The organism is Rhodococcus wratislaviensis (assembly GCF_041228765.1).
GTDB lineage: Bacteria > Actinomycetota > Actinomycetes > Mycobacteriales > Mycobacteriaceae > Rhodococcus_F > Rhodococcus_F wratislaviensis.
The window spans coordinates 8,094,069-8,118,129 of the sequence record NZ_CP150488.1; the positions used below are offsets into that span (position 1 = coordinate 8,094,069).

Sequence of the window (24,061 nt, forward strand, 5' to 3'; positions counted from 1 at the left end):
CCGCCGTCTGCCTTCCGAAAAGATAGTGAAGCCTATCCTTATTTCCAGCACAGTACCAAGTACTTCCGGCCCTCGCGGCGGCGAACTCCGCCCCGGAACTGCGATCTAGATCACTCTTGATCATCGGGATCCTTCCGCCCATGCGGTGACCAGCGACGACAACTCCGACGCCCAGCCACGAACCTTCTCGGCGTCCAGCACATCCGAGGAGAACGAGAAATATGCGTGGACGGGCCCGTCACCGATCGGCTCGTAGAAGCTCAGCGTCAGGTCCGAATCCGGAACACCCACCGGCACCGGCATCACGCCGCCCAGCGCGTCGAGATGACCGAGCCTGGCCTGCTCGTGATGAACGAGCATGATCTGCGGACGGAGCACCGGCGTCTCACCGACCGCCTCCACGACGTCGGCGAACGCCACGTCCTGGTTGTCCAGCGCGTCGAGATTCGCGGTGCGGATACGCCGCAGCAACTCCACGGGATCGGGATCACCGCTCGTATCCGTTCGCAACAGAACGATATTGAAGAAGCAGCCGACCAGCGCGTCCAGCGCCTCCTCCGTGCGACCCGCGACGAGTGACCCCAGCGGAATGTCCGTGCCGGCGCCGTGTCGTGTCAGCACGGTGGCGAGTGCAGCCTGCAACACCATGAACAGGCTGGTGCCCGTGTCGCTCGCGAACTTCTCGACCGCACCGTGGAGATCTGCGTCGATCTCGACCGGGACGATCTCCGCCGTCCGCGGTCCGCGAACCGCCGGGGCGGGCAGTGCGAGCCGGGACGGCATGCCGTCCAGCGTCTCCCGCCAGTAGTCGAGCTGACGCGACCGACGGCTGTCCGGGTCCTCGGGATCGCCGACGAGTGCCTGCGACCACACGACGTAGTCGGCGTATCCGACGGGCAGCGGTTCCCACGCGGGTTCCTCGCCGTGCGACCGGGCGGCGTATGCGCCCATCAGATCGCCGAGCAACGGCACCACGGACCACTCGTCGACGGCGATGTAGTGCATCGCGAGAAGCAACGCCTGGGTGCCGTCGGCGCCGGTCACGAGATGCACGCGCAGCGGTGCGTGCTCGGTGAGATCGACGGGTTCCTGCGCCAATTCGAAGACCGTGCGGTGCACGTCTCCGTCCCCGACGTCGACGAGTTCGAGGGCGGGCCGCACCGCTTCCTGCGCGACGACGGTGTCCCCGGCCTCCACGTACACGGTCCGCAGCGGCTCGTGCCGGGACGTGACGTCGTCGAGGGCCTGCGCCAGGATCTCGGGGTCGACGGTGTCGCGAAGCTGCAGCGACAGTGCGTGACTGGCTCGCGACTCGGCGCCTGCCGCCCGGAACTGCTTCCAGAACCGGCGTTGCGGCCCGGACAGCGGCAGCGCCTCCGGCCTCGGGTCCGCCGCCGTCAGGACCGGCCTGCCCGTGGACGAGGCCCCCGCGACGATCGCGGCGAGTTCGGCCACCGTGGAATTGTCGAACACGTCCCGGATGCCGATGTCGACGGCGAACCGCCCACGGATCCGTCCCACCAACCGCATCGACGCCATGGAGTTGCCACCCAGGTCGAAGAAGTTGTCGTGGATGCCCACCGACGGCAGGTGCAGGATGTCGGCGAACACGGCCGCGATCTCCTTCTGCTCCGGCGTCTGCGGCGTGCCGTCCCCGGTCAGGGCCGACCAGTCCGGCAGCGGAAGCGCCTTGCGGTCGAGTTTGCCGTTGGGTGTCAACGGGAGATCGCCGTCCAGCACGACCACGAGAGTCGGCACCATGTAGTCGGGCAACCGCGTGGCGGCGTGATCCCGCACCGCCTGCGGATCGATCCGCCCGGCTCCGTGACCGTCGGCCGGTGTCACATAGCCCACCAGCCGGACGATGTCGCCGGACCGGTCGGCGACGACCGCCGACTGTTTCACCGCCGGATGGCTTCCGAGTGCCGCGATGATCTCGCCGAGTTCGATGCGGAATCCACGGATCTTCACCTGGTCGTCGACGCGTCCGAGGAAGTCGATGTTGCCGTCGGCCCGCCAGCGCGCCCGGTCGCCGGTCCGGTACATCCGGGTGCCCGCTTCGCCGAAGGGGCTGGGCACGAACCGGGCCGACGTGAGGTCGGGCCGGCCGAGGTATCCGCGGGCCAGTCCGCGTCCCGCGATGTACAACTCGCCCGCCACGCCCGGCGGCACCGGTTGCAGGCGGTCGTCGAGGACGTACGCCTGCTCGTTCGGATCGGGGATACCGATCGGCACAGCCGAGTTCCATCCGGGTTGTGCCTGCCACAACGTGTTGTTGACGGTGGCCTCGGTGAGACCGTACGCGGCCAGCAGGTTGAGGCGTTCCGCCCAGCGTCCGATCAGTTCCGGCGGCACGGTCTCGGTGCCCACCAGCACGGTGCATCCCTCCGGGACGTCGCATCCCGACGGCAGCGCCGCCAGCAGGGACGGCGGAATGATCGCGTGCGTGACGTCGTGTGCGGCCATGAAATCGGTGAGTTCCGGTCCGGCGACGCGGGACTCGTCGGGCACGATGACCAGGCGGGAGCCCGTGCACAGTGCCATCGACAACTCGAAGACCGCGACGTCGAATCCGATCGACGCGAACTGCATCACCACCGAACCCGGCACGAGCTTCATCCGCTGTTCGGCGGTGGCGACGAGGCTGGGTATCCCGTCGTGAGTGAGGATCGCACCCTTGGGTTTTCCGGTGGAGCCCGACGTGTAGATGACGTACGCAGCGTGGTCCAGGCCCTGCGGGGGCTGCGGCACCTGCAGGGCGGGCCCGGTCTCGAGTTCCGTGACGACGGACTCGTCGTCGAGGAGAACGCGAGCGAGACCGTCGACGTCCGCGATGCGCGGGCTCTCCCCCACCGTGGTCACCAGCACCCGCGCGGCGGAGTCGGCGAGCATGTAGGAGATGCGGTCGGACGGGTGGGTCAGGTCGAGCGGAAGGTACGCCGCCCCGAGCTTCAGCACCCCGAGCACGGTCGCGACCATCTGCGCCGATCTCGGGACAGCCAGTCCCACAACGTCTTCGACGGAGACCCCGCGACGATGCAGCAAGGCCGCGATCCGGTCGGCGCGAACACTCAGTTCCGCGTACGTCACCACACCGTCGGCATCGACGACGGCCACGGCGCCGGGGGTCGCCGCCACGTGGCGCGCGAACGCCTCGGAGAACGTCTCCTCCGCCACCGGCTGTGACGTGTCGTTGAAACCGCACACCACCAGTTCGTGTTCCTCGCCGAGGAACACGTCGAGGTCGCCGACCGCGCGACCCGAGTCGGACGCCAGAGCATCGAGCACCACGACCTGTCTGCGCGCGATGTCTTCCGCGGTGGCCCGGTCGAACAGGTCCGAACCGTATTCGAGACGCAGTTCCACGCGGTCGTCGTCGAGGTACTCGGTGAAGTTGAACACCAGGTCGAACTTGGCCGTGCGTTCCTCGAACGCCACCGGGGTGAGGGCCGACCCGGGCGCGAGCGCCGAATCGGACGTCCGGCTGTGGTAGCCGACCATCACCTGGAACAGGGGGTTCCGGGCCAGGGTGCGCGCCGGATTCACCTTCTCCACGACGGTTTCGAACGGGACGTCCGCATGGGAGAAGGCCGCCAGGTCGGTGTCGCGGACCCGTGCCAGCAACTGGTCGAACGTGGGGTTGCCCGACACGTCCGTCCGCAGCACCACGGTGTTGACGAAGAATCCGACCAGGTCGTCGAGACCCTGTTCGCTGCGGCCGGCGACCGGCGCTCCGATGGGCAGGTCGTCGCCCGCACCGAGGCGGTGCAGCAACGCCGCCGACGCCGCGTGCAGCACCATGAACATGCTGGTGCCCGACGTCCGGGCGAGCGAACGCAGGGCCCGTGTCGTCGCGGCGTCGAGCGTCGTCTCGATCGCGCCGCCTGCGAAGCTCGGCCGCGCCGGACGGGTGCGATCGGTGGGGAGCACCAACTCCTCCGGCGCACCGTCGAGAGTCTTCGCCCAGTAGTCGAGTTGGCGGCTGACGAGGCTGGACGGGTCCTGCGGGTCACCCAGGACGTCGCGCTGCCACAGCGTGTAGTCGGCGTATTGCACGTCGAGCGGCTCCCACGCCGGCGCCGAGCCCTGCGCGCGAGCGGCGTACGCCGTCATCAGGTCCCGCAGGAACGGGCGGTCCGACCATTCGTCGGTGGCGATGTGGTGCAGCACGATGGCCAGCACCTGCTGGTCCGCGACCCGGATGAGGCTCGCGCGCACCGGGATCTCCGTGGTCAGGTCGAACGGGCAGCCGACGGTCTCGGTGACGAGCCGCACCAGATCCGCCTCGGTGCCGTCCATCACCGCGACGTCGGGGCGAGCGTCGTCCAGGATCACCTGCACCGGTTCGCCGTCGTGCTCCCCGAACACGGTTCGCAGCGATTCGTGCCGCGACACGACGTCGGTCAGCGCCTCCTCGAACAACCCGGGGTCGAGTGCACCGTGCAGGCGCAGGACGATCGGGAAGTTGTAGGCAGCCGACGAACCCTCCATCTGCTGCAGCAGCCACAGCCGTTGCTGCGCAGCGGAGAGCGGCAGATGCTCGGGCCGCGGCCGGGCCACCAGCACCGGGCGTGTCGAACCGGTGTCGTCGCCGATCCGGGCGGCGAGTTCGGCGACCGTCGGCGCCTCGAACAGGTCGCGCATGGTGAGGTCGGTGTCGAGCGCCGCCCGTGCCCGGCTGATCAGCCTGGTGGCCAGCAGCGAGTGCCCGCCGAGGTCGAAGAAGTCGTCGTCGACGCCGGGGGCGGGGACGCCGAGGATCTCGCCGAACAACGCGGACAGCACCCGTTCGGTGTCGGTGCGGGGTTCGGTCCGCGCGCCGCCACTGCGCCCGAGCGCGTCGTCCGCCGACGGCAGCGCCTTGACGTCGAGTTTGCCGTTGACCGTCATCGGCAGGCTGTCGACCTCGATGACCGCGGCGGGCACCATGTAGTCCGGCAACGTTGCGCGCAGCGCCCGTGAGTACTTGTTAACGTCCCGCGGTTGACAAGTACTCACGGGTACGGCGTAGCCGACGAGCCGCTTGAAACCACCCGGGCCCGAATCGACGACGACGGCCGCCTGGCGCACGTCGTCCAGAGCTTCGAGCGCGGACGCGATTTCGCCGAGTTCCACCCGGTGACCGCGGATCTTCACCTGATCGTCCGTGCGGCCGAGGAAGTCGAGGTTACCGTCTCCGCGGCGGCGCACGAGATCGCCCGTCCGATACATACGTACGGCTTCCTGGTACGGGTCGGCGACGAACCGCTCCGCCGTCAGCGCGAACCGGTCGAGGTAGCCGCGTGCCAACCCGACCCCGGAGATGTACAGCTCACCGGAAACGCCGTCCGGAACGGGACGCAACCAGGGGTCCAGCACATACGCGGACGTGTTCCAGATCGGGGTGCCGACGGTGGGTGTCGCGCTGTCGGCGGTGCCGGCGCCGAGGGTGTTGATCGTGTATTCGGTGGGACCGTACAGGTTGTACCCGCAGGTTCCGTTCGTGTCGCGCAACCGGTTCCACACCGAATCCGACACTGCCTCGCCGCCGAGGAGCACCAGCGGCGGCCGGTGCCGCCCGGGACCGTCGTCGAGCAGACCCTCCTCGATCAGGTGCTGCGCGTACGTCGGCGTCACGTTCACGACGTCGATCGCATGCGTGTCGCAGTAGGCCACGAGCGCCTCGGCGTCGCGCCGCAGGTTCTCGTCGCAGATGTGGACCTCGTGGCCTTCGACCAGCCACAGCAGTTCCTCCCACGACATGTCGAACGCGAACGACACGGTGTGCGCGATGCGCAGTCGCCGACCGCCCGCCGCGGTCACGACGGGTTCGAAGATCGCCTCGCGATGGTTGAACTGCATGTTGGTCAGGCCGCGGTACGGGGTGACGACGCCCTTCGGCTTGCCCGTGGACCCGGACGTGTAGATGACGTACGCCGGATGGTCCAGGCGCCCGGGCATTCCGGGCGCGAATCCGCCGAGTTCGGCCCCCGACAACGGTCCGGACGCGACCGCGCCGAAGTCCAGGGTGTCGACGGCCAGCGTGTCGACCGCCGCTGCGGCGAGCGTTCCGGCGACGTCCGACGTGGTGACCAGGACCGTCGGACTTGCGTCGTCGAGCATCGCGACCAGACGCTCGGCGGGGTGGTCCAGCTCGAGCGGCAGATATGCGGATCCGGTGCGCAGCACGGCGAACAGCGCGACCACCATCTCCACCGACCGCGGCAGTGCGAGTGCGACGATCCGCTCCGGGCCCGCGCCGTGGCCGAGCAGGAGCCGGGCCATCCGGTTCACATCCGCGTCGAGTTCGGCGTAGCTCACGGTGCGGTCCCCGAACACCAGGGCCGTCTCTTCGGGTCGGCCGCGGGCCGCGTCGGCGAACAGGTCCGCGATGGTCGCGTCGGGCAGGACCTTTGGCTCGACCGGCACGGGCGTTGCGGCACCGGCGATTGCGCCGACCACACCCGACAGGTCGGTGGACCATTTCTCGAGCACGGTCAGGTACCGGGACAGCATGCGTTCGACCCGCGACTCCGAGATCTTCTCGGGGTGGAACTCGAACTTCACCTTCACGCTCGCGCCCGGCGTCACGACGACCGTGACCGGGTAGTGCGTGTGATCGATGCTGTCGCCGCCACTGATGTCGTGCGCCGCATTGAGCGCCGACACCTGCTTCTCGTCGACGAAGTTCTGCAGCACGTACAGCACGTCGAACAGCTGCCGGTGCTCGGATACCCGCTGGATGGAGGCGAGCCCGAGGTAGTCGTACGGGGTCAGCGCCAACCGCTCCGACTGGATTCGCCGGAGCAGGTCGGTGACGGTCTCGTCGGCGCGCAGCGTCGTCCGGACGGGGACGGTGTTGAGGAACATTCCCGCCACCGCGTCGATGCCCGGGACCTCCGGTGGGCGTCCGGCCACGGTGGTGCCGAACACGAGGTCCCGGCGTCCGGTCTCGATTCCGAGGACGACGGCCAGCGCGGCGTTCAGCACCGCGTTGAACGTGACACCGGCACCGCGTGCGCCGGCCCGGAGTCGTTCGCTCAGTTCCTCGGACAGCACGGCGTCCCGGCGCTGCGGAGGCTGCGGCTCCCCCGAAACCGTCGCTGCGAGCAGCGTGGGCTCGTCGAGCCCGCCGAGAGCGTGGGTCCACGCAGATTGCGCGGCGTCCGCGTCCCGGGTGGCCAGCCACCGCAGGTAGTCCTCGAAAGATCCTTCCGGGGCGGCGAATCCGGAGTCGTCGCCACCCGATTCGTAGAGGGCGAGCAGCTGGCTGACGACGAGGCCGTTGGACCATCCGTCCCACAGCAGGAACTGCCGGTTGATCACCAGTCGGTCGTGGGCGTCGTCGAGCCGCAACACCATTGCCCGCCACAGCGGCGGGGAGGTGAGGTCGAACGGTGTCAGCCGGTCCTGCGCGGTCAGCTGTTCGGCGTAGGACGCGCGTTCGGGCTCGTCGAGTTCCCGGAGGTCGAACTCGACGATGGGCACGTCCAGCCCGGCGCCGAAGAACTGCACCGGCGCGGGCAGGCCTGCGCTGACGAATCCCGCTCGCAGCGTGGGGTTGCGTCGCTGCAGGGTGCGCAGCGCGGCGGCGAGCCTGTCGGTGTCGAGGCGGTGCGCGAAGTCGAGTGAGAACTGCGCCGTGTAGATGTCGGCGCCGGAGTCGAACCCGGCCTGGAAGTACAGACCCTCCTGCAGCGGCGACAGCGGCAGCACCGCGTCCACCCCACTCGGGCTCGCCTCGACGATCCGGTCGATCTCCTCCTGTGTCAGCGTGACGAGGGGAAGGTCGGACGGCGTGAGCATCGCCGGTCCGTCGTGTTCTCCTGCGGCGTCGGCCAGCTCACGAAGTGCGGCCACCCAGCCGTCGCTCAACGCGATGACGTCGGCCTCGCTCAGGTCGGCCTCCGACCAGGCGAAGACTGCCTGCAGTTCGGTGCCCCGCTCGGACTCCTCGCACAGGGCGTTGATCACCAGCCGGTAGGGGCCACCGAGATCGGCATCGGGATCGGTTGCCAGCGAGTCGGATTCGACCGCGGGCGTCCAGGCCCCGGGCACCGCGTGCGGCATGCGGCCCAGGTAGTTGAACAGCACCTGCGATTCCGCCCGGGCCGCGAGAAGACCCGCGGTGCGCGCGTTGACGTAACGCAGCATGCCGTAGCCGATGCCGCCGTCGCGGGCGCCGCGCAGCTGCTCCTTGACGTCCTTGAGCGTCTCGAGCGCGCCCGTGCGGCTGCGCAACCGGACGGGGGTGACGTTGGTGATCCAGCCGACGGTACGGGACAGGTCCACGCCCTCGGCGAGTTCTTCGCGGCCGTGCCGCTCGAGGTCCACCAGCAGGTCGTTCTCGCGGCCACGGCCCGCGAGCCATCGGTCGGCCGACAGCCGCAGCGCCGCGAGCAGCACATCGGTGACGTCGGCGCCGGCCACGGCGGGAACGCGGGTCAGCAGCGCCGTCGTGAGTTGCGGGTCCAGCAGTACCGTCCGCCGTGCGCCGCTGCTCACCACCGCGTGCCCGTCGGTGCCGGGCACCAGATCGGCACCGGGTTCGGTGACGCGCACCCAGTGGTCGAGTTCGGCGAGCCGGGCGGGGTCCTGCGCCTGCTCGGTGACGATGCGGGCAAACCCGCGCAGCGACGTGGGCACCGGGTCGAGCGCCGCGTCCTGGCCGCTGTCGGCCGCCACCCACGCCATGGCCAGATCCTCGATCAGCGTCCGCCACGACACCCCGTCGATCACCAGATGGTGCGCGACGAGGAGGAGCCTGCCCAGCTCCTGCGGGCCGGCGTCGAACCACACCGCCGACAGCATGGTGCCGTCGTCGGGGTCGAGCCGGTCGGTCGCGGCGTCGGATTCTGCTGCCACCGTCTCGCGGAGCGCCACGGCGTCGAGTCCGGTGACGTCGACACGACGCAGTTCCAGGTCTGCGGATTCGGTGATCTCGAGCGACCACACGCCCTGGGCGTGCCGGGTCAGCTTCTGCCGCAGGCCGTCGTGGTGACCGATCACCGAGTGCAGGGCGGCCGTCAGGACGGTGGCGCTGGTGCCCGCCGGTGTGTGGAGCAGAACGGCCTGGTTGAAACGGTTCTTACCGCCACTCCATTCGGACAGCCGATGGACCACCGGTAGGGGCGACAGGTTGCCGGTGCCCGACTCCTCCACGCGCGCGGCCGGCGCGACGACGGTGGCCGCGACAAGCCGGGCGAGCGCGGCCGGCGTCCGCTGTTCGAAGATCTGCCGCGGGGTGACGGTGATTCCCTCCCGGCGAGCGAGATTGACCAGGCGGATGGCGAGGATGCTGTCGCCGCCGAGCGCGAAGAAGTCGTCGTCCACCCCGACGGCCCCGAGACCGAGGACCTCGGCGTAGTGGCCGGCCAGGACCGCTGCCGGTCCGCTGTCCACGGCCGGCGCGGACGTCGCCTGCCCCGAACTCGTGTGCGCGGAGAAGTCCGGCGCGGGAAGAGCTTTGCGGTCCAGCTTCCCGCTGGGGCCGAGCGGGAACTCGGTCACGGTCACGAACGCGACGGGCACCATGAACTCCGGCAGGGCCGCAGTCAGGCGCGCGCGGACGTCGTCGACATCGGCGTCCCCGACGATGTACCCGACCAGCTGTTGCTGACCGGGCCGGTCCGAGCGCACGACGGCGGCAGCCTGCCGCACTCCGGGGCAGGCGGCCATCTGGGCTTCGATCTCGCCCAGTTCGATGCGGAAGCCGCGCAACTTCACCTGATCGTCGATCCGGCCGAGGTATTCGACCGCTCCGTCTGCGTCGACCCGGGCGACGTCACCGGTGCGGTACATGCGGGACCCGGTGCGGGAGAACGGATCGGCGACGAAGCGCTCGGCGCTCAACCCGGGCCTGCCCAGGTAGCCGCGGGCAAGCTGTGGTCCCGACAGGTACAGCTCACCGGCAGCGCCCGTGGGCACCGGCTGCAGGTACCGATCGAGCACGTAGAGGCCGGTGTTGGACGTCGGCAGGCCGATCGGCACGGACGGCGCGGACGCGTCGATTCCCTGAACGGATGCGGCGTAGCTGACGTCGACCGACGCCTCGGTGGGGCCGTAGAGGTTGTCGAGTTCCACTCCCGGCAGGATGTCGGCGACGCGCCGGGCGGAGGCCACGGGAAGCGCCTCACCGCTGCACGAGATGATCCGGAGCCCGGTGCACCGGGCGGCGGCGGGCTCGGCGAGGAACACCTCGAGCATCGAGGGCACGAAATGCACACGCGTGATCGACTGCCGGATGATGACTTCGGCGAGGTACGCCGGGTCCTTGTGGCCGTCCGGCCGCGCCAGCACGAGGGTCGCCCCGGCGAGCAGCGGCCCGAAGAATTCCAGCACCGACACGTCGAAGCTGGACGGCGTCTTCTGGAAGATGTTGTCCGAAGGGGTGATCGGCCGGAACCGCTGCACCCACAGCAGACGGTTGACGATGCCGCCGTGCGGCACGACGACACCCTTGGGCCGTCCCGTCGAACCCGACGTGTAGATCACGTAGGCGGGGTGCTGCGGCGCGAGCGCGACACCGGTCAGCGGCTCGGGCGAGAACCGGTCGGCGTCCGACACCCGGACCTGCGGAACGCCGGACCCGGAGAACGGCACGGTGCCGTCGGTGAGAACGCAGACCGGTTCCGCGTCCTCCAGCATGTACGCCAGCCGGTCTGCGGGGTAACCGGTGTCAAGCGGAACGTAGGCGCCGCCCGCCTTCCCGACCGCGAGGAGCGCCACCATCAGGTCCAGCGAACGGGGCAGTGCCACCGCCACCTTCGACTCGGGTGCCACCCCGCGGTCGACGAGCAGCCGGGCCAGGCGGTTGGCGCGCGCGTGCAGCTCCGCGTAGGTGAGGTGCTCGTCCTCGAACACGACGGCCACCGCGTCGGGTGTCCGCTCCGCCTGCTCCTCGAGCAGTGCCGTCACCGTCGTCTCGGGGAACTCCACCTCGACGTCGCGCAGCGCCGCGTCGATCGGCTCACGCGACGTCAGCGCGACGGAAGACACGTTCTGGTCGACGTCCCGCGTCAGCTCCGCGAGATACGCCACCGTCGACTCCGCGAACCGGGTCGCGGTCGCCGCATCGATGCGGGCGGCGTCGTACTTCAGCTCGAGTGTCAGCGCGTCACCGGGCACGACGATCAGCGTCATCGGGTACGGCGGGTGCTCGTCGAACCGGATACCGGTCACCTGCACCGCACCGGTGGGATCCGCCACCGCGCCGTCGCCGAGCGGATAGTTCTCGAACACGACGAGCGTCTCGAACAGGTTCTGCGGTCCCGCTTCCCGGCGCACCTCGGGCAGGCCGAGGTACTGGTGGTCGAGCAGCGTCGCCTGCTCGTGCTGCCACCGGGCGAGGGCCTCGGCCACCGTGTCGGTGGGCCGGAACCGCAGCCGGGTGGGCACGGTGTTGATGAACAGGCCCACCATGGTCTCGATACCGGGCAGGTCACCGCCGCGGCCCGACACCGTCGAACCGAACACCACGTCCTCGCGGCCGGTGAGCCGGCCGAGGACCAGGCCCCACGTGCCGTGCACGAGTGTGCTGAGCGTCAATCCGCGGGCCCGGCCCACCGCGGAGAGCGCGACGGTGTCGTTCGACGGCAGTGTCACCCGGACACTGCGGATCCCGGACTCCCCCTTCGACGAGGGCTTCGGCAGTTCCACCGGCTCGGGGGCGTCGGCGAGCGCCTCCCGCCACACGGCGAGCGACGCCTGACGGTCGCGGGCTCCCAGCCACTCGAGGTAGCTCCGGTACGGGGTGGGCGTCGGCAGTGCCAGCGGCTGCCCCTCGACGCTGTAGAGGACCATCAATTCCCGCAACATCACCGGCACCGACCACCCGTCGGCGACGATGTGGTGAATCGACTGAAGCAGAAGGAACTTCCGGTTCTCCAGCCGGGTGAGCGTGTAGCGGAGCAGGGGTCCGCGGCCGAAGTCGAAACCCCGGGCCCGGTCCGCCGCCAGCACCTGTTCGACGCGTTGCTCAGGATCCGCGACGCCGGTGAGGTCGAGCACCTCCATGGGCACCTGGACGTTGTCGCCGACCACCTGCACGACCCGGCCGTCCGATACCGCCCGCACTCCGACGCGGAGGGCCGCGTGCCGGTCGACGACCGCCTGCAGCCCGCGGTGCAACGCGGCAGCGTCGACGGGACCGGTCAGTTCGATCACCTGCTGCACCACGTACGGGTCCGTGCCGGTGTCCTCGAACGCCGACTGGAAGTAGATGCCCTCCTGCAGCGGTGTCAACGGCAGCACGTCGACCGCACCCGCCAGCGCGTCCACATCCGGCTGCGTCAACGACACCAGCGGGAAGTCCGAAGGCGTGTGACCGCCGAGACGGTCGACTCCGGCCAGCACCCGCAGCACCGCGGTCCACTCGTCGGCGAGCGCCACGACGGCGTCACGATCGAGCACACCGGGCGCCCACGTCAACGTCGTACGCAGGACGGGGCCGTCGGCGCCGTCCTCCGCGATCACGTCGAACGCCAGCGCGTGCCCGAGCGGCATCCGCGGGTCGTCGGCACCGCCCATGGCGCGGGGCAGCCAGTCGACGCCCTCCGCGGACGTCACCCGCCCGAGGTAGTTGAACAGCACCTGCGGGGTCGGCGTGTGCGCGAGTGCCGGCTGCGGGACACCGAGGTAACGCAACGCGCCGTAGCCGAACCCGGAACCCGGGATGCGGCGCAACTGGTCCTTCACCGCCTTCAGCGCGTCGGCGAGCCCCGTCTCGCCGACCGCCGCACCGGGGTCGAGCACCACCGGGTAGACGGTGGTGAACCAGCCGACGGTCCGGGAGAGGTCGAGGGCGGGCCCGTCGCTGCGGCGCACGAGGCCTTCCTCGCGTCCGTGCCCCTCGAGGTCGAGGAGCACGGGGCCCGGCCCTCCGTCGCGCCACCTCTGCAGCGCCACCGCGACACCGGTGAGGAGCGCGTCGTTGACGTGGCCGTGGAACGCTGCGGGCACGGTGGAGAGCAGCGGCCGGGTGAACTCCGGAGGCAGTGTCACCGTGAGGGTTTCGGCGTCACCGGCGAGGTCGAGGGCCGGATCGAGCGCGCGCGAGCCGAGGAGCGGGTCTTCCGTGGTCGCCGCGTCCGCCCAGAAGGACAGTTCGTGGTCGAAGGCACCCGACCGCGTCTGCTCTTCGAGCAGCTCGGACCAGCGGCGCAGCGACGTCCCGACCGGAGCGAGTTCGGGGACGCCCCCGGCCGCCACGGCGGTGCCCGCGCGGGCGAGGTCTTCGAGGATGATCCGCCAGGACACCCCGTCGACCACCAGGTGGTGGCCGATCAGCAGCAACCGGCCGGGCCCGTCGGCTGCGGAGAAGAGGACGGCCTGCACCATCGTGCCCGCATCCGGGTCGAGCCTTCCGACGGCCGCCCGCGTCTCGATGTCGAGTTGCTGGGCGCTGCCGTCTAATTCGACCACCCGCAGGATTCCGTCGACCGCCGCCGGGGACGGCTCCGGCACGGACAGCGTCCAGCGGTCACCGCGGACGAGCGTCGCGCGCAGGGCGTCGTGCCGCTCGAGTACCGTGGCCAGGGCCGCCTTCGCGGCATGCCCGTCGAGAGCGGCCGGAGTCTGCACGAGCACCGACTGGTGGAACGCGGCGATCTCGCCGCCCCGCTCCGCGGTGCGGGCGAGGATCGGGGTGCTGCGGACGTCACCGATCGCGACGTCATCGGAGTCCACGGCGGCCCCGGTCCGGCCGTCCTGGACCCGGGCGAGGGCCTCGGCGGTGCGGAGCTGGAAGATCTCCCGCGGGCTGATCGAAAGACCTTCCCGCCGAGCGTGGTTGACCAGTTGAATCGCGACGATGCTGTCGCCGCCCAACGCGAAGAAGTCGTCGGTGACGCCCACCGCTTCCACCCCGAGGACACCCGCCATCAGCGCACACAGGGTTTCCTCGGCAGCGGTGCGGGGCGCGACGTTCTCACCGGCCGCGCCGAGATCCGGCTCGGGCAGCGCACGCCGATCCAATTTTCCGTTGGGGGTGAGCGGGAACCGGTCGAGGACGACGAACGCCGACGGCACCATGTACTCCGGCAGCTTCGACGACGCCCACACCCGCAGCTCGGCGACGTCCGGCACCGAATCCTGCTTCGCCACCACGTAGGCCGCGAGATACTGTGCACCCGAAGGTGTCTCCCGCACGACGACGGCACTGTGCCGGACGGCGGGATGCGACACGATGCCCGCCTCGACGTCCTCGAGTTCGAGTCGCATGCCCCGGATCTTCACCTGATTGTCGGCGCGGCCGAGGAAGTCGAGGGAACCGTCCACCGCCCACCGGGCGAGGTCACCGGTTCGGTACAACCGGGAGCCGTCGTTCGCGAACGGGTTGGCGACGAAGCGGGACGCCGTCAGCCCCGGGGCGTCCACGTATCCGCGGCCGAGGAGGAATCCGCCGGCGTACAGCTCACCGCCCGTGCCGAGCGGCACCGGGTTCAGGTGTTCATCCAGCACGTACAGCTGCGTGTTGGGGTTCGGGCGACCGATCGACGTCGCGATCCGCGCGGCGTCCTCCCGGTAGATCACGTGCGACACACCGATCGTCGCCTCCGCCGGGCCGTAGCCGTGATACAGCGCGATGGCGAGCTGCGATCGGAACCTCTCGAACAGACGCGGCGTGAGGACTTCGCCGCCGCACCACACGTGCTTCAGCGCCGCCAGCCGATCCGTGCCCCGCGCCAGGTCGAGCAGCACGTCCAGCATCGACGACACGAGGTAGACGAACGTCACCGACTCGCCGGCGATCAGGTCCAGCAGATACTGCGGGTCCCGCTCCCCGCCGGGCTCGGCCACCACCAGCCGGCCACCCGCGACCAGCGGCAGCAGAATCTCGTTCACGGAGATGTCGAACGACAGCGGGGCCTTGAACAGCGACGCGTCCGCGGGCCCGAAGCCCAGGATCTCGTCACGCTGCCACAACAGCCGCGCGCAGACGGCCTCGTGACGGATCATGGCGCCCTTGGGCCTGCCTGTCGAACCCGACGTGAAGATGACATACGCCAGCCGCGAACCCTGCACGGTCACCGCGGGCGGCTCGGTGGGCTGCTCGGCATACGCCCACGCCGCGAGGTCGACCGGCACGGCCCGCTCCCCCGCGTCGGCGACTCCGCCGGGACCGGTGAGAACGAGCGCGGCCCCGGCGCCGGCGAGGACCGACATCCGGCGGTCCTCCGGCCACGACGGGTCGAGGGGCACGAACGCCCCACCCGAGCACATGACGGCGAGCAGTCCGATCACCATCTCCGCGGAACGCGGGAGACCGATCGCCACAACTGTTTCCGCCTCGACCCCGCGGGCGCGCAGGTGATGGGACAGCTGCGCCACGCGTTCCCCGAGTTCCCGGTAGGTGAGCCGGGTGTCGCCGGCGATCACGGCCTCGGCATCCGGTGTCCGCGACACCTGAGCGTGGAACAGGTCGGGAACCGTCACCGATTCCTGCGGGGACGCGGTGTCGTTGAACTCCACCAGCAACTGCGTGCGCTCGGCCTCGGTCATCGGATCGAGCGACGCGATGGGCTGCGACGGGTCGGCGACGAACTGCCCGACGAAGTGTTCGAGCCTGCGGCGATGCTCCTCGAGCTCGGCGCCGAGACCGGCCGGCGCCCGGAGATCGATCTGGATGGGCTCCGCATCCTGCCCACCGCGGATGGAGAAATCGAGGTCGCGGACCGGTCCGGTGGCCGAACCCCGCACCCACGCCGGGAAACCGCCGAACGTCAGCGAGTGCTCGAACATCATGGAATTGATTCCGGGACCGAAGATCTGACGGTCCGGATCGATCGATCGCAGGTCGCGGGCGAGGTCCTCGCCGCGGTAGCGGCCGTGCCGCAGCACCGAGATCAGTGTCGTGTCGATGCGGGTGGCGAGCTCACCCACGGTCATCTCGGGATCCACCTGCACCCGGAGCGGCAGGATCGTCGAGCACATTCCGGGGATGCGGCGCAGTTCGCGTCCGACCCGGGCCGTCATCGGCAGCGACAACGTGAGGTCGCGGCGGCCGGTGAACCGGTGGATGTACGCCACGACCGCGGCGAGCGGCAGCCGGGTGCGCCTGATCCCGGCGTCGGAGGCGAAGGTGTAGATCGCGTCGGCGTCGTCGCCGTCGATCTCGACGAGGGCGGAGATCGGCGACCCGGAGTGGTCGACGACCTGCGGGAGCAGCCGAGGCGGCTCCGGCGCGTCGATCACCTGCTGGATCCAGAAGTCGCGGTCGGACTCGAAGCGCGTCGACGCACGGTAGTCGCGGTCGGACGCCACGATCGTGTCGAGGGGCCACGGCGCCGTCGACGTTTCGAGTTCCGGGTGCTCGTATCGATCGACGACATCGGCCACGAGCAGGGTGATGCCGTATCCGTCGATGATGCTGTGGTGGTAGCGCTGGTACCAGATCACCGACTCGTCGCCGGTACGCAGCAGGGCGTGCCGGAACAGCGGTTCGTCGCCCTCGATGTCGACGACGATCTCCATGTCGCGGTCCATCCACGCGCGCGCACTCGCTTCGGGATCCTCGTCGCCGCGCAGGTCCACGACAGCGAGGGTCCACTCGCCCGCGGCCGTCGGCACCTGCAGCAGTTCGTTGTCGGCGCCTCGCTCGAAACGCACATGCAGGGCTTCGGCCCGTTCGACGGTCTTACGAATCGCGGTGGCGGTACGGTCCAGGTCGATCCGGCCCGCGACCTCGACGACGAGCGAGAGGTTGTAGACCGGGCTGCCCGGATTCAACTGCTGTCCGACCCACACCTCGGACTGCGCGGCCGTCACCGGCAACGCGACAGGCGTCGAACCGACGCGAGCAGGGGAAGAAATGCCCTCAGCCGAAGAGCGCTGTGGGCGAGCAGCCGCCGAGTGGTCCGGAGACATGGGGTGATCCGATCGTCCGTCGAGAGCGCCCGTCCAACGACGGGCACCCGAAGGAGTTTAGGTTAGGCTACCCACCAGCAACAAGCCGGTTGCCAGCAACTTCACAGGTGCCGGATATCACAGCCGTAATTCGAGTTCAATCTCCACGATCGCGTGTCCCCCGCACCGCCGACGGCATTCACCGCACCAAAACGGTCCCGACGTCGCGTTCGACCGCGTAAACATACCGTGCATCCGCGGCGTCGGCACACGACCGGCGGCGTCGACCTCCCGGGGCAGCCGCCCAGCAACCTAGTGGTGCCAGACCGCGGTGTTCCCGCCGCGACGCTTGGCGGCGTACAGCGCGGTGTCCGCGTGATGGAGCAGTTCGTCGACCGTGCGAGCCGACGTACTGCGCGCCATCCCCACGCTGATCGTCACGACGAGGAGTTCGTCGCCGACGTCGATCGGCGTCGTGATCGACGCGAGCATCCGGGTCACCACGTCGTCGACGTCGTATTCGTCGACGTCGGGAAGGATGGCCACGAACTCGTCGCCACCGAGCCTGCCGACCGCGGACGGCGCGCGCATCGCGTGGCGCAAATGCTCGGACACCCCCTGCAGGATGCGATCTCCGACGTGATGCCCCCGGGTGTCGTTGACATCCTTGAAGCCGTCGACGTCGAGGAACAACGCGACCGCAGGCCCCGCACCGGGCTCGAACAGGCGCTGCAGGTGCTCCGTGATGGCGGCGCGATTGAGCAGTCCGGTGAGACTGTCGTGCGTGGCCTCGTGCAGGAGAAGAGCGTGCGCCTCGTCCGCCTGTTGCTGAGCGGTGACTTCCGCGGTGACGTCCCGGAAATGCACGACCAGCGCGCCGGAATCGGCTGCGGCGGTCACCTCGATCGTCATCCCCGGCGAATACAGCGAGTCCACCCGGGTCCGCTGCTCGCGGCCGGTGGCGAGAACCTTGCGGCACAGTGCGTCGAAGTAGCTGCCCTGCGTTTCGGGAAGAACCTCGGTGACGACACGGCCGAGCAGTTCGTCCCGCGACCGCCGCACGTGCCGCAGGCAGCCGGAGTTGACGTAGATGATCCGAAGGTCCTCGTCGAGCGCCATGAACCCCAGGCCCACCCGATCGAGCAACGACGCGAGCTGCGCGTCCCGGCCGGCCACGTGTCCCAGTTCGATGACCACCCCCGTCAGCTCGACAGGGGCACCGGACGCATCGGTGGTGACGTCGATGCTGCGGGTGAGGATGTATCGGGTCGACCGATCTGCCAGCACGATGCGGAACACGCATTCCGCGCCCACGGACCCGGCGGTGTCACCGAACATGCGACGCACCGCGCCGATGTCTTCGGAATGGACACGCTGACGCCACAATTCGAGCGGTGGCCGGGAACCGTCGTCCCCGAAGATGGCGGCGGCCTTCTCATCCCACCACAACGTCCCGTTCACGATGTCGTACCGGACGATGCCCACCCCGAGGCGCGGAATACCCAACGCCATCAGAACCTCGCCGTCACCGTGATCGCCCCCAGCCGCTCGGAACTGTTAGTTGGCGAGGAACTCGAGCAGCACCTTGTTCACCACTTCGGGCTGTTCGAGGTAGCCGTAGTGCCCGACGTCGGGGATCTCGTAGTACCGAGCCGACGGGATCGCCTCGGCCACCTCGCGCGAGAGATACGGCGGGATCATCCGGTCGTCGGCGAAACCGATGGACAGGCACGGTGTCGTGATCGCCCGGTAGGCCTGCCTGCGATCGAAGCTGCGGTCCATCTCCATCTGCGCGCGCACGCCGTTCGACGTCCGGCCGCCGCTGAACTCGAACAGGTCGAGCCAGTCGCGGGCCGTGTGCGGGTCGACGAGCGATGCGGGCGACAGATTCATCACGGCAGTCACCGCGGCCCGGTACTTGGCCGGGAGTTCGACACCGCTGTCGTGCAGGGCGCGCTCACCCTCGGTGAGGGTCTGCTGGAAGTAGTCCATGCGGGCGTGACCGGCGAGGAAGGCCGCCTTGTGCACGAGATCGGGGCGGGTCAGGGCCAGTTCCTGCGCGACGCGGGCACCCATCGAGGTGCCGACGACACGGGCCGGGCCACCGCCGAGATGCTCGATCAGGCCCGCGGTGTCGGCGACGAGGTCGTCCATGGTGATCCCGTCGACGCTCTCACCGGACGGTGCGATGCCACGGTTGTCGAACGTGCAGACGCGGTAACCGGCGTCGATGAGCGCAGGGGTCTGATGCAGATCCCACACCCGTCCCGGACTTCCGGTTCCCATGATGAGCACCACTAAATCGCCGGATCCCTTGACCTGGTAATTCAGGGGGATCCCATTGATCGTGGCGATCGTCATCTTGCCTTCCTTCCATGGCCGGTCTCACCGAAATAGATTGGATAGCCTAAGCTGGCTTCGCTGCCGCTCGCATGCGGCGCTGACCGACAAGCTCGTCCAGGAGGACCGCGTTGAGAGTCGCCACACTCGGATATCAAACCTGGGGTCACCGTACCCTGCAGGCCCTGCTCCAGTCCGACCATGAGGTCGTCCTCGCGATCACCCACCCCAAGAGTGACCACGTCTACGAACAGATGTGGGCGGACTCCGTCGCCGACCTGGCCACCGAGCACGGGGTCCCCGTGCACATCGCCACCAAGCCCGACGAAAACTTCAAGGCCGCGCTGAAGCAGGCCGACCCCGACATCGTCGTCGCCAACAACTGGCGCACCTGGCTGCCACGGGACGTCTTCGACTCTCCCCGCTACGGCACCCTCAATATTCACGACTCGCTCCTGCCCAAGTACACAGGATTCTCCCCGCTCATCTGGGCGCTCATCAACGGTGAAGAAGAAGTAGGCCTCACCGCGCACCTCATGGACGAGGAACTCGATGCCGGCGACATCGTTTTGCAGAGGTCGACGCCCGTCGGACCGACGGACACCGTCACCGATCTGTTCCACCGCACCGTCGACATGATCGGCCCGATCACCCTCGACGCACTCGAGCTGATCGCGTCCGGTCGCACGGACTGGACGCCGCAGGACCGCTCGCAGGCCACGTTCTTCCACAAGCGTGCCCCCGAGGACAGCCTCATCGACTGGACGTGGCCCGCCGACGCCATCGAACGGCTCGTCCGCGCGCAGTCCGACCCGTACCCGAACGCCTTCACCCATTACAAGGGACAGCGTGTCCGGGTTCTGCAGGCCGCCGTATCCGAGGGAAATTACGGTGGCACGCCCGGGCGTGTCTTCATCCACGAAGGCGACGGAATGGTCATCGTCGCCGGACCCGACGCCCGCACAGGCCGGAACAAGGGCCTGAAGATCCAGCGCGTCCGGCTCGACGACGGCACCGAACTCGCCGGAACGGACTTCTTCCCCCACGGCGGCGGCTACCTCAGCTGACGCCCTGCTACCGCCCCTCCCACGCCGACCAGAGTTCGGCGTAGCGTCCGCCGGCGGCGACGAGGTCGGCATGTGGACCCTGCTCGACGATCCGGCCGTGTTCGAGGACGACGACCCGGTCCGCGGCGGCCGCCTGTGTCAACCGGTGGGCCACCACCAGCGTCGTGCGACCGCGGGTCGCGGCCTCGGCCGACGCCTCGAGTTCCCGCGCACCCGCGCTGCCTGCTTCGGCTGTCGCCTCGTCCAGGATCGCGACCGCGGGGTTCGCCAGGACCAGTCGCGCCAGAGCCAGTTGCTGCGCCTGGGCGGCGGTCAGCTCGTGGCCGCCCTCCCCGACCACGGTCTGGACGCCGTCGTCCAGCGCGGTGACCCAGCCGTCGGCGCCGACGGCCTTCAATGCCATCGCCGCGTCCTCCTCGGAGGCGTCGGGTGCGGCGAGCCGAAGGTCGTCGATCAGCGGTCCGGCGAACACGTGGACTTCCTGGCTGACGATGGCGACCCGGCGGCGGAGACCGCCCGGCTCCAGGTCCGGCAGCGCGGTGCCGCCGATGCGCACCGAACCGGACGTCGGGACGATCGATCCGGCCGCGATCGCCGCGACCGTCGTCTTGCCCGCTCCCGTCGAACCGACGAGGGCGACGCGTTCGCCGGACTTCACGTGCAGGCTGATGCCGTGCACCACTTCGTGGCTGCCGTCATAGGTGTGCCGGACGTCGGCGAGTTCGAGCGTCGAATCCGCGAACTCCCGGATGGTGGCGTTTCCGGTGCCCGACTCGTCGTCGAGGTCGACGACGCCGACGAGCCGTGCCAGGCTCGCACCCGCCGACTGCACCTCGTCGAACGTGTACATCAGCATGCCGATCGGATTGAACAGCCGGTGGAAGAGCAGTGCCGCGGTTGTGGTCTGCCCGACGGTGACGATGTCGGCGTTCACCAGTGCGAATCCGGCGGCGAGAATGGTGGCGAGTCCCACGAACTCGGCCCGGTTGCCGCGTCCCGCAAACCGGGTGAACAGTGCGAAGACGCCGACGGACAGGTCGCGGGCCTTCTCCGACGCACCGTTGATCTGCCCCAGATGGCTGTCCTCGAGACCGTAGGCGCGCACCGTCCGGGCGCCCTGCATGCTGCTGATCAGCGCCTGCGAACGCTCCCCCATCGCGACGCGTTCGGCGGCGTACACCGGTGCGGACCGCGGCAGGTACCAGCGCATCGCCAGGGCATACATCGGCAGCGCCACCATGCCGGCGAGCCCGAGCCGCCAGTCGATGCCGAGCATCGTGACCATGCTCAGCACCACCAGCAGGACAGCCGTGACGAGGTTGGGGACGACGTCGGTGACGGCCTTGCCGATCACCGCGACGTCGTCGCCGACCCTCGACAGCAGGTCGCCCTTGCCGACGCGTTCGACCGTCTGGATCGGCAGTCGGAGCGCCCGGTCGACGGTGCGTTCGCGCAGGTCCGCCAGGATTCCCTCGCCGAGGCTGCGGATCAGGAACGACGCGAACCCGGCACACACGCCGCCGATCACCGCGGCGGACGCAATGACCGCGACCACCCACCCGATGGTGGACGGCGGCGCACCGTCCTGCACACGGTCGACGAGGACACCGAACACGTAGACCGGGACCAGCGCCATACCGGCCGCGACAGCGGCCACCAGCAGGGTGAAAACGCTCCGGCCGCGGCGGCGTCCGAGTTCGGACTTCAGCCACGCCCACGTGTCGCGCGCGTTGGCGATGGGCAGTAGTTCACTCATCGCAGGACCGCCTGACGGTAGTTCGCGTTCTCGGTCGCCAGTTGCGAGTGTGTGCCCTCGCCGACCACCGTTCCGTCGTCGAGCACGACGACGCGGTCGGTCACGGACAGCAGCGCGGGGCTGCTCGTGATGAGGATCGTCGTCTGGCTGCCCGCGGAGCCGCGATGTCGCAGGTCGGCGATGCCGCCCGCGATCGTGTGTTCGGTGACGGCGTCCACCGCGGTCGTCGGATCGTGCAGCACCATCACCGGCGACTGCGCCACCAGTGCGCGGGCGAGGGCGACTCGCTGCCGCTGACCGCCGGACAGCGAGGACCCCCGGTCGGCGACCTCGTGGTCGAGGCCCTCGGGGTGTGCGTCGACGACGTCCACCGCCGCGGACGCGGACAGCGCCGCCTGCACCTCGGACGCCGTCGCGCCGGGTCGGCCCGCGGTCACGTTCGACGCGACGGTTCCGGAGAACAGGTCCCCGTTGTGCGGTTCGACGAGCAGCGCCCGGCGGGCCTGCGCGAGATCCGCGTCCGACAGCCGGACTCCGCCCACCGTCAGTTCGCCGTCGTACCGGTCGGGCGGAACCTGCCCGGACAGCAGCGCGGCCAGCGCCTCCGCGTCCTGCGGGCGGTACGCGACGACGCCGAGCAGTTCGCCGGGGGTGACCCGGAGATCCACTGCGCTCAGGGACCGGTACGAGACGCCGCTCAGGCTGAGCTCGCTGCCGTCGAGTGTCCTTCCGGACCCCTCGGGCAGCAGCGGTTCGGCGTCCAGGACCAGGGCGAGGCGGTCCGCCGACGCGCGGGCGAGGGCGAGGAAACCGGGCAGCCCGGCCAGGACGCCGAGCGGTTCGATGAAGAACTGGGACAGTCCGACGACGGTGATCAGCTCGCCGATGGTGATGCGTCCCTCGAGGGCGAACCAGCCGGCGAAACCCGCGACACCGACGGCGAGGAGGGCGCTGACGGTCATCGACACCCCGGCGAACACGGCGGAACTCTTCGCCGTGTGCAGGGTGGCACCGAGCGCGTCGCGGCTGGCTGTTCGGTATCGCCGCGACGCCGACACCTCGGCGCCGATCCCGCGCAGGGGCCGGAGCCCGCTCACGAGGTCGGTGGCCATGGCGGACGCCCGCGCGACGGCGGCCTGCTGATCGGTGGCGCGGCGGGTGATCAGCGGCGCCGCGAGCTGGAGGAGACCGAGGATGACGGGGGTGCCGATCAGAACGGCGAGCCCGAGGGGCACGTCGATCAGCAGCAGGGCGACGGCGGATCCGATCGCGGCGGTGAGGGCCGCCGCGGCCCGCGGTGTGATGTCCGCGATCCACGCCGCGCGGTCGGCGTCCGACGTCGACACGGACAGCAGCTCACCGGCACGCAGGTCGGTGCGCACTCCCCGCGGGTCGAGGATGCGGTGCGCCACCTCCATCCGCAGCTGGTGCGCCTCGTTCTGCATCGCCACGACGATGAACCGCGCGCCGAAACGCCACGCCGCGGTGAGCACCAGGAACAGCAGTGCCAGGGCGCACAGCCACACCGCGAGTGCGAACACGTCCCCGGTGGCGACGGCCCGGTCGACGATCACGCCGATCGAGATCGGGACCAGCGTCTCCGCCACCTGATGCAGGCAGACGAGCACGGTTCCGATCCCCAGCCGAACACGATTCCGCACCAGCGTGCGACGCAGAATTGCGGTGCCACCAGTCTTCACGCGCGTAACTCCCAACGCCGACGCTTCCCCACCCACCAACCAAGTAAGCAGACCCTAACTAGGTGAACCCTAATCGATGGGCAACTAGCGTTGACATGCCCGGTTCTCATAGAGTCGCCGATACGAACTACTGCGCGTGACGCAGCAGCAAGCCCGAGAGGACAAAGATGGCCGCGAAGACGACCGCCGAAAACGACATCGCGGACGAGGATCTCGAACCCCTAGCCGACGAGACCGCCCGCCAGGCGCAGCGCGTTGTCGCTGCTTACGCCGAAGATGCCGACGAGTGCAGGATGCTGCTCTCCATGCTCGGAATCGGACCCACCGGCAAGCTCGACTGAGAATTTCATCCACTTCGACTGCGAAGGAAGCCC

At 69.6% G+C, this 24,061-nt stretch carries 7 protein-coding genes; 2 read left to right on the top strand and 5 right to left on the bottom strand.

The genetic code is table 11. The features are described from left to right. Nucleotides 1-120: 120 nt before the first annotated feature. The 3 genes from WKC72_RS37020 to WKC72_RS37030 all read right to left on the bottom strand — a co-directional run bounded on the left by WKC72_RS37020 (nucleotide 121) and on the right by WKC72_RS37030 (nucleotide 19,185). Entirely contained in the window at nucleotides 121-16,845 is a 16,725-nt protein-coding gene (locus WKC72_RS37020; RefSeq protein ID WP_370181250.1) for an amino acid adenylation domain-containing protein, read from the bottom strand. A 291-nt stretch (nucleotides 16,846-17,136) separates the two neighbouring features. Beyond that, nucleotides 17,137-18,336 (bottom strand): sensor domain-containing diguanylate cyclase, encoded by a 1,200-nt coding sequence (locus tag WKC72_RS37025; protein WP_037241546.1) that lies wholly within the window; start codon nucleotides 18,334-18,336, stop codon nucleotides 17,137-17,139. 45 nt (nucleotides 18,337-18,381) lie between these two features. Further along, nucleotides 18,382-19,185 carry an alpha/beta fold hydrolase gene (locus WKC72_RS37030; RefSeq protein WP_268791655.1) on the bottom strand — a complete coding sequence of 268 codons (804 nt, stop codon included), beginning with the start codon at nucleotides 19,183-19,185 and terminating at the stop codon, nucleotides 18,382-18,384. Between the two features lie 110 nt (nucleotides 19,186-19,295). On the opposite strand from WKC72_RS37030, the gene WKC72_RS37035 reads away from it, so the two are divergent. Further along, entirely contained in the window at nucleotides 19,296-20,231 is a 936-nt protein-coding gene (locus WKC72_RS37035; protein ID WP_037241552.1) for a methionyl-tRNA formyltransferase, read from the top strand. A gap of 7 nt (nucleotides 20,232-20,238) precedes the next feature. Here the strand turns inward: WKC72_RS37035 and WKC72_RS37040 are convergent, their stop codons facing one another. Both WKC72_RS37040 and WKC72_RS37045 read right to left on the bottom strand, forming a co-directional pair. Beyond that, complete coding sequence (locus WKC72_RS37040; protein WP_370181251.1) at nucleotides 20,239-21,987, bottom strand: ABC transporter ATP-binding protein; 1,749 nt, start codon at nucleotides 21,985-21,987, stop codon at nucleotides 20,239-20,241. Next, nucleotides 21,984-23,687 carry an ABC transporter ATP-binding protein gene (locus WKC72_RS37045; RefSeq protein ID WP_370181252.1) on the bottom strand — a complete coding sequence of 568 codons (1,704 nt, stop codon included), beginning with the start codon at nucleotides 23,685-23,687 and terminating at the stop codon, nucleotides 21,984-21,986. Before WKC72_RS37045 ends, WKC72_RS37040 begins: the two co-directional genes overlap by 4 nt. A gap of 167 nt (nucleotides 23,688-23,854) precedes the next feature. On the opposite strand from WKC72_RS37045, the gene WKC72_RS37050 reads away from it, so the two are divergent. Beyond that, entirely contained in the window at nucleotides 23,855-24,028 is a 174-nt protein-coding gene (locus tag WKC72_RS37050; RefSeq protein WP_370181253.1) for a hypothetical protein, read from the top strand. Nucleotides 24,029-24,061 lie beyond the last annotated feature (33 nt).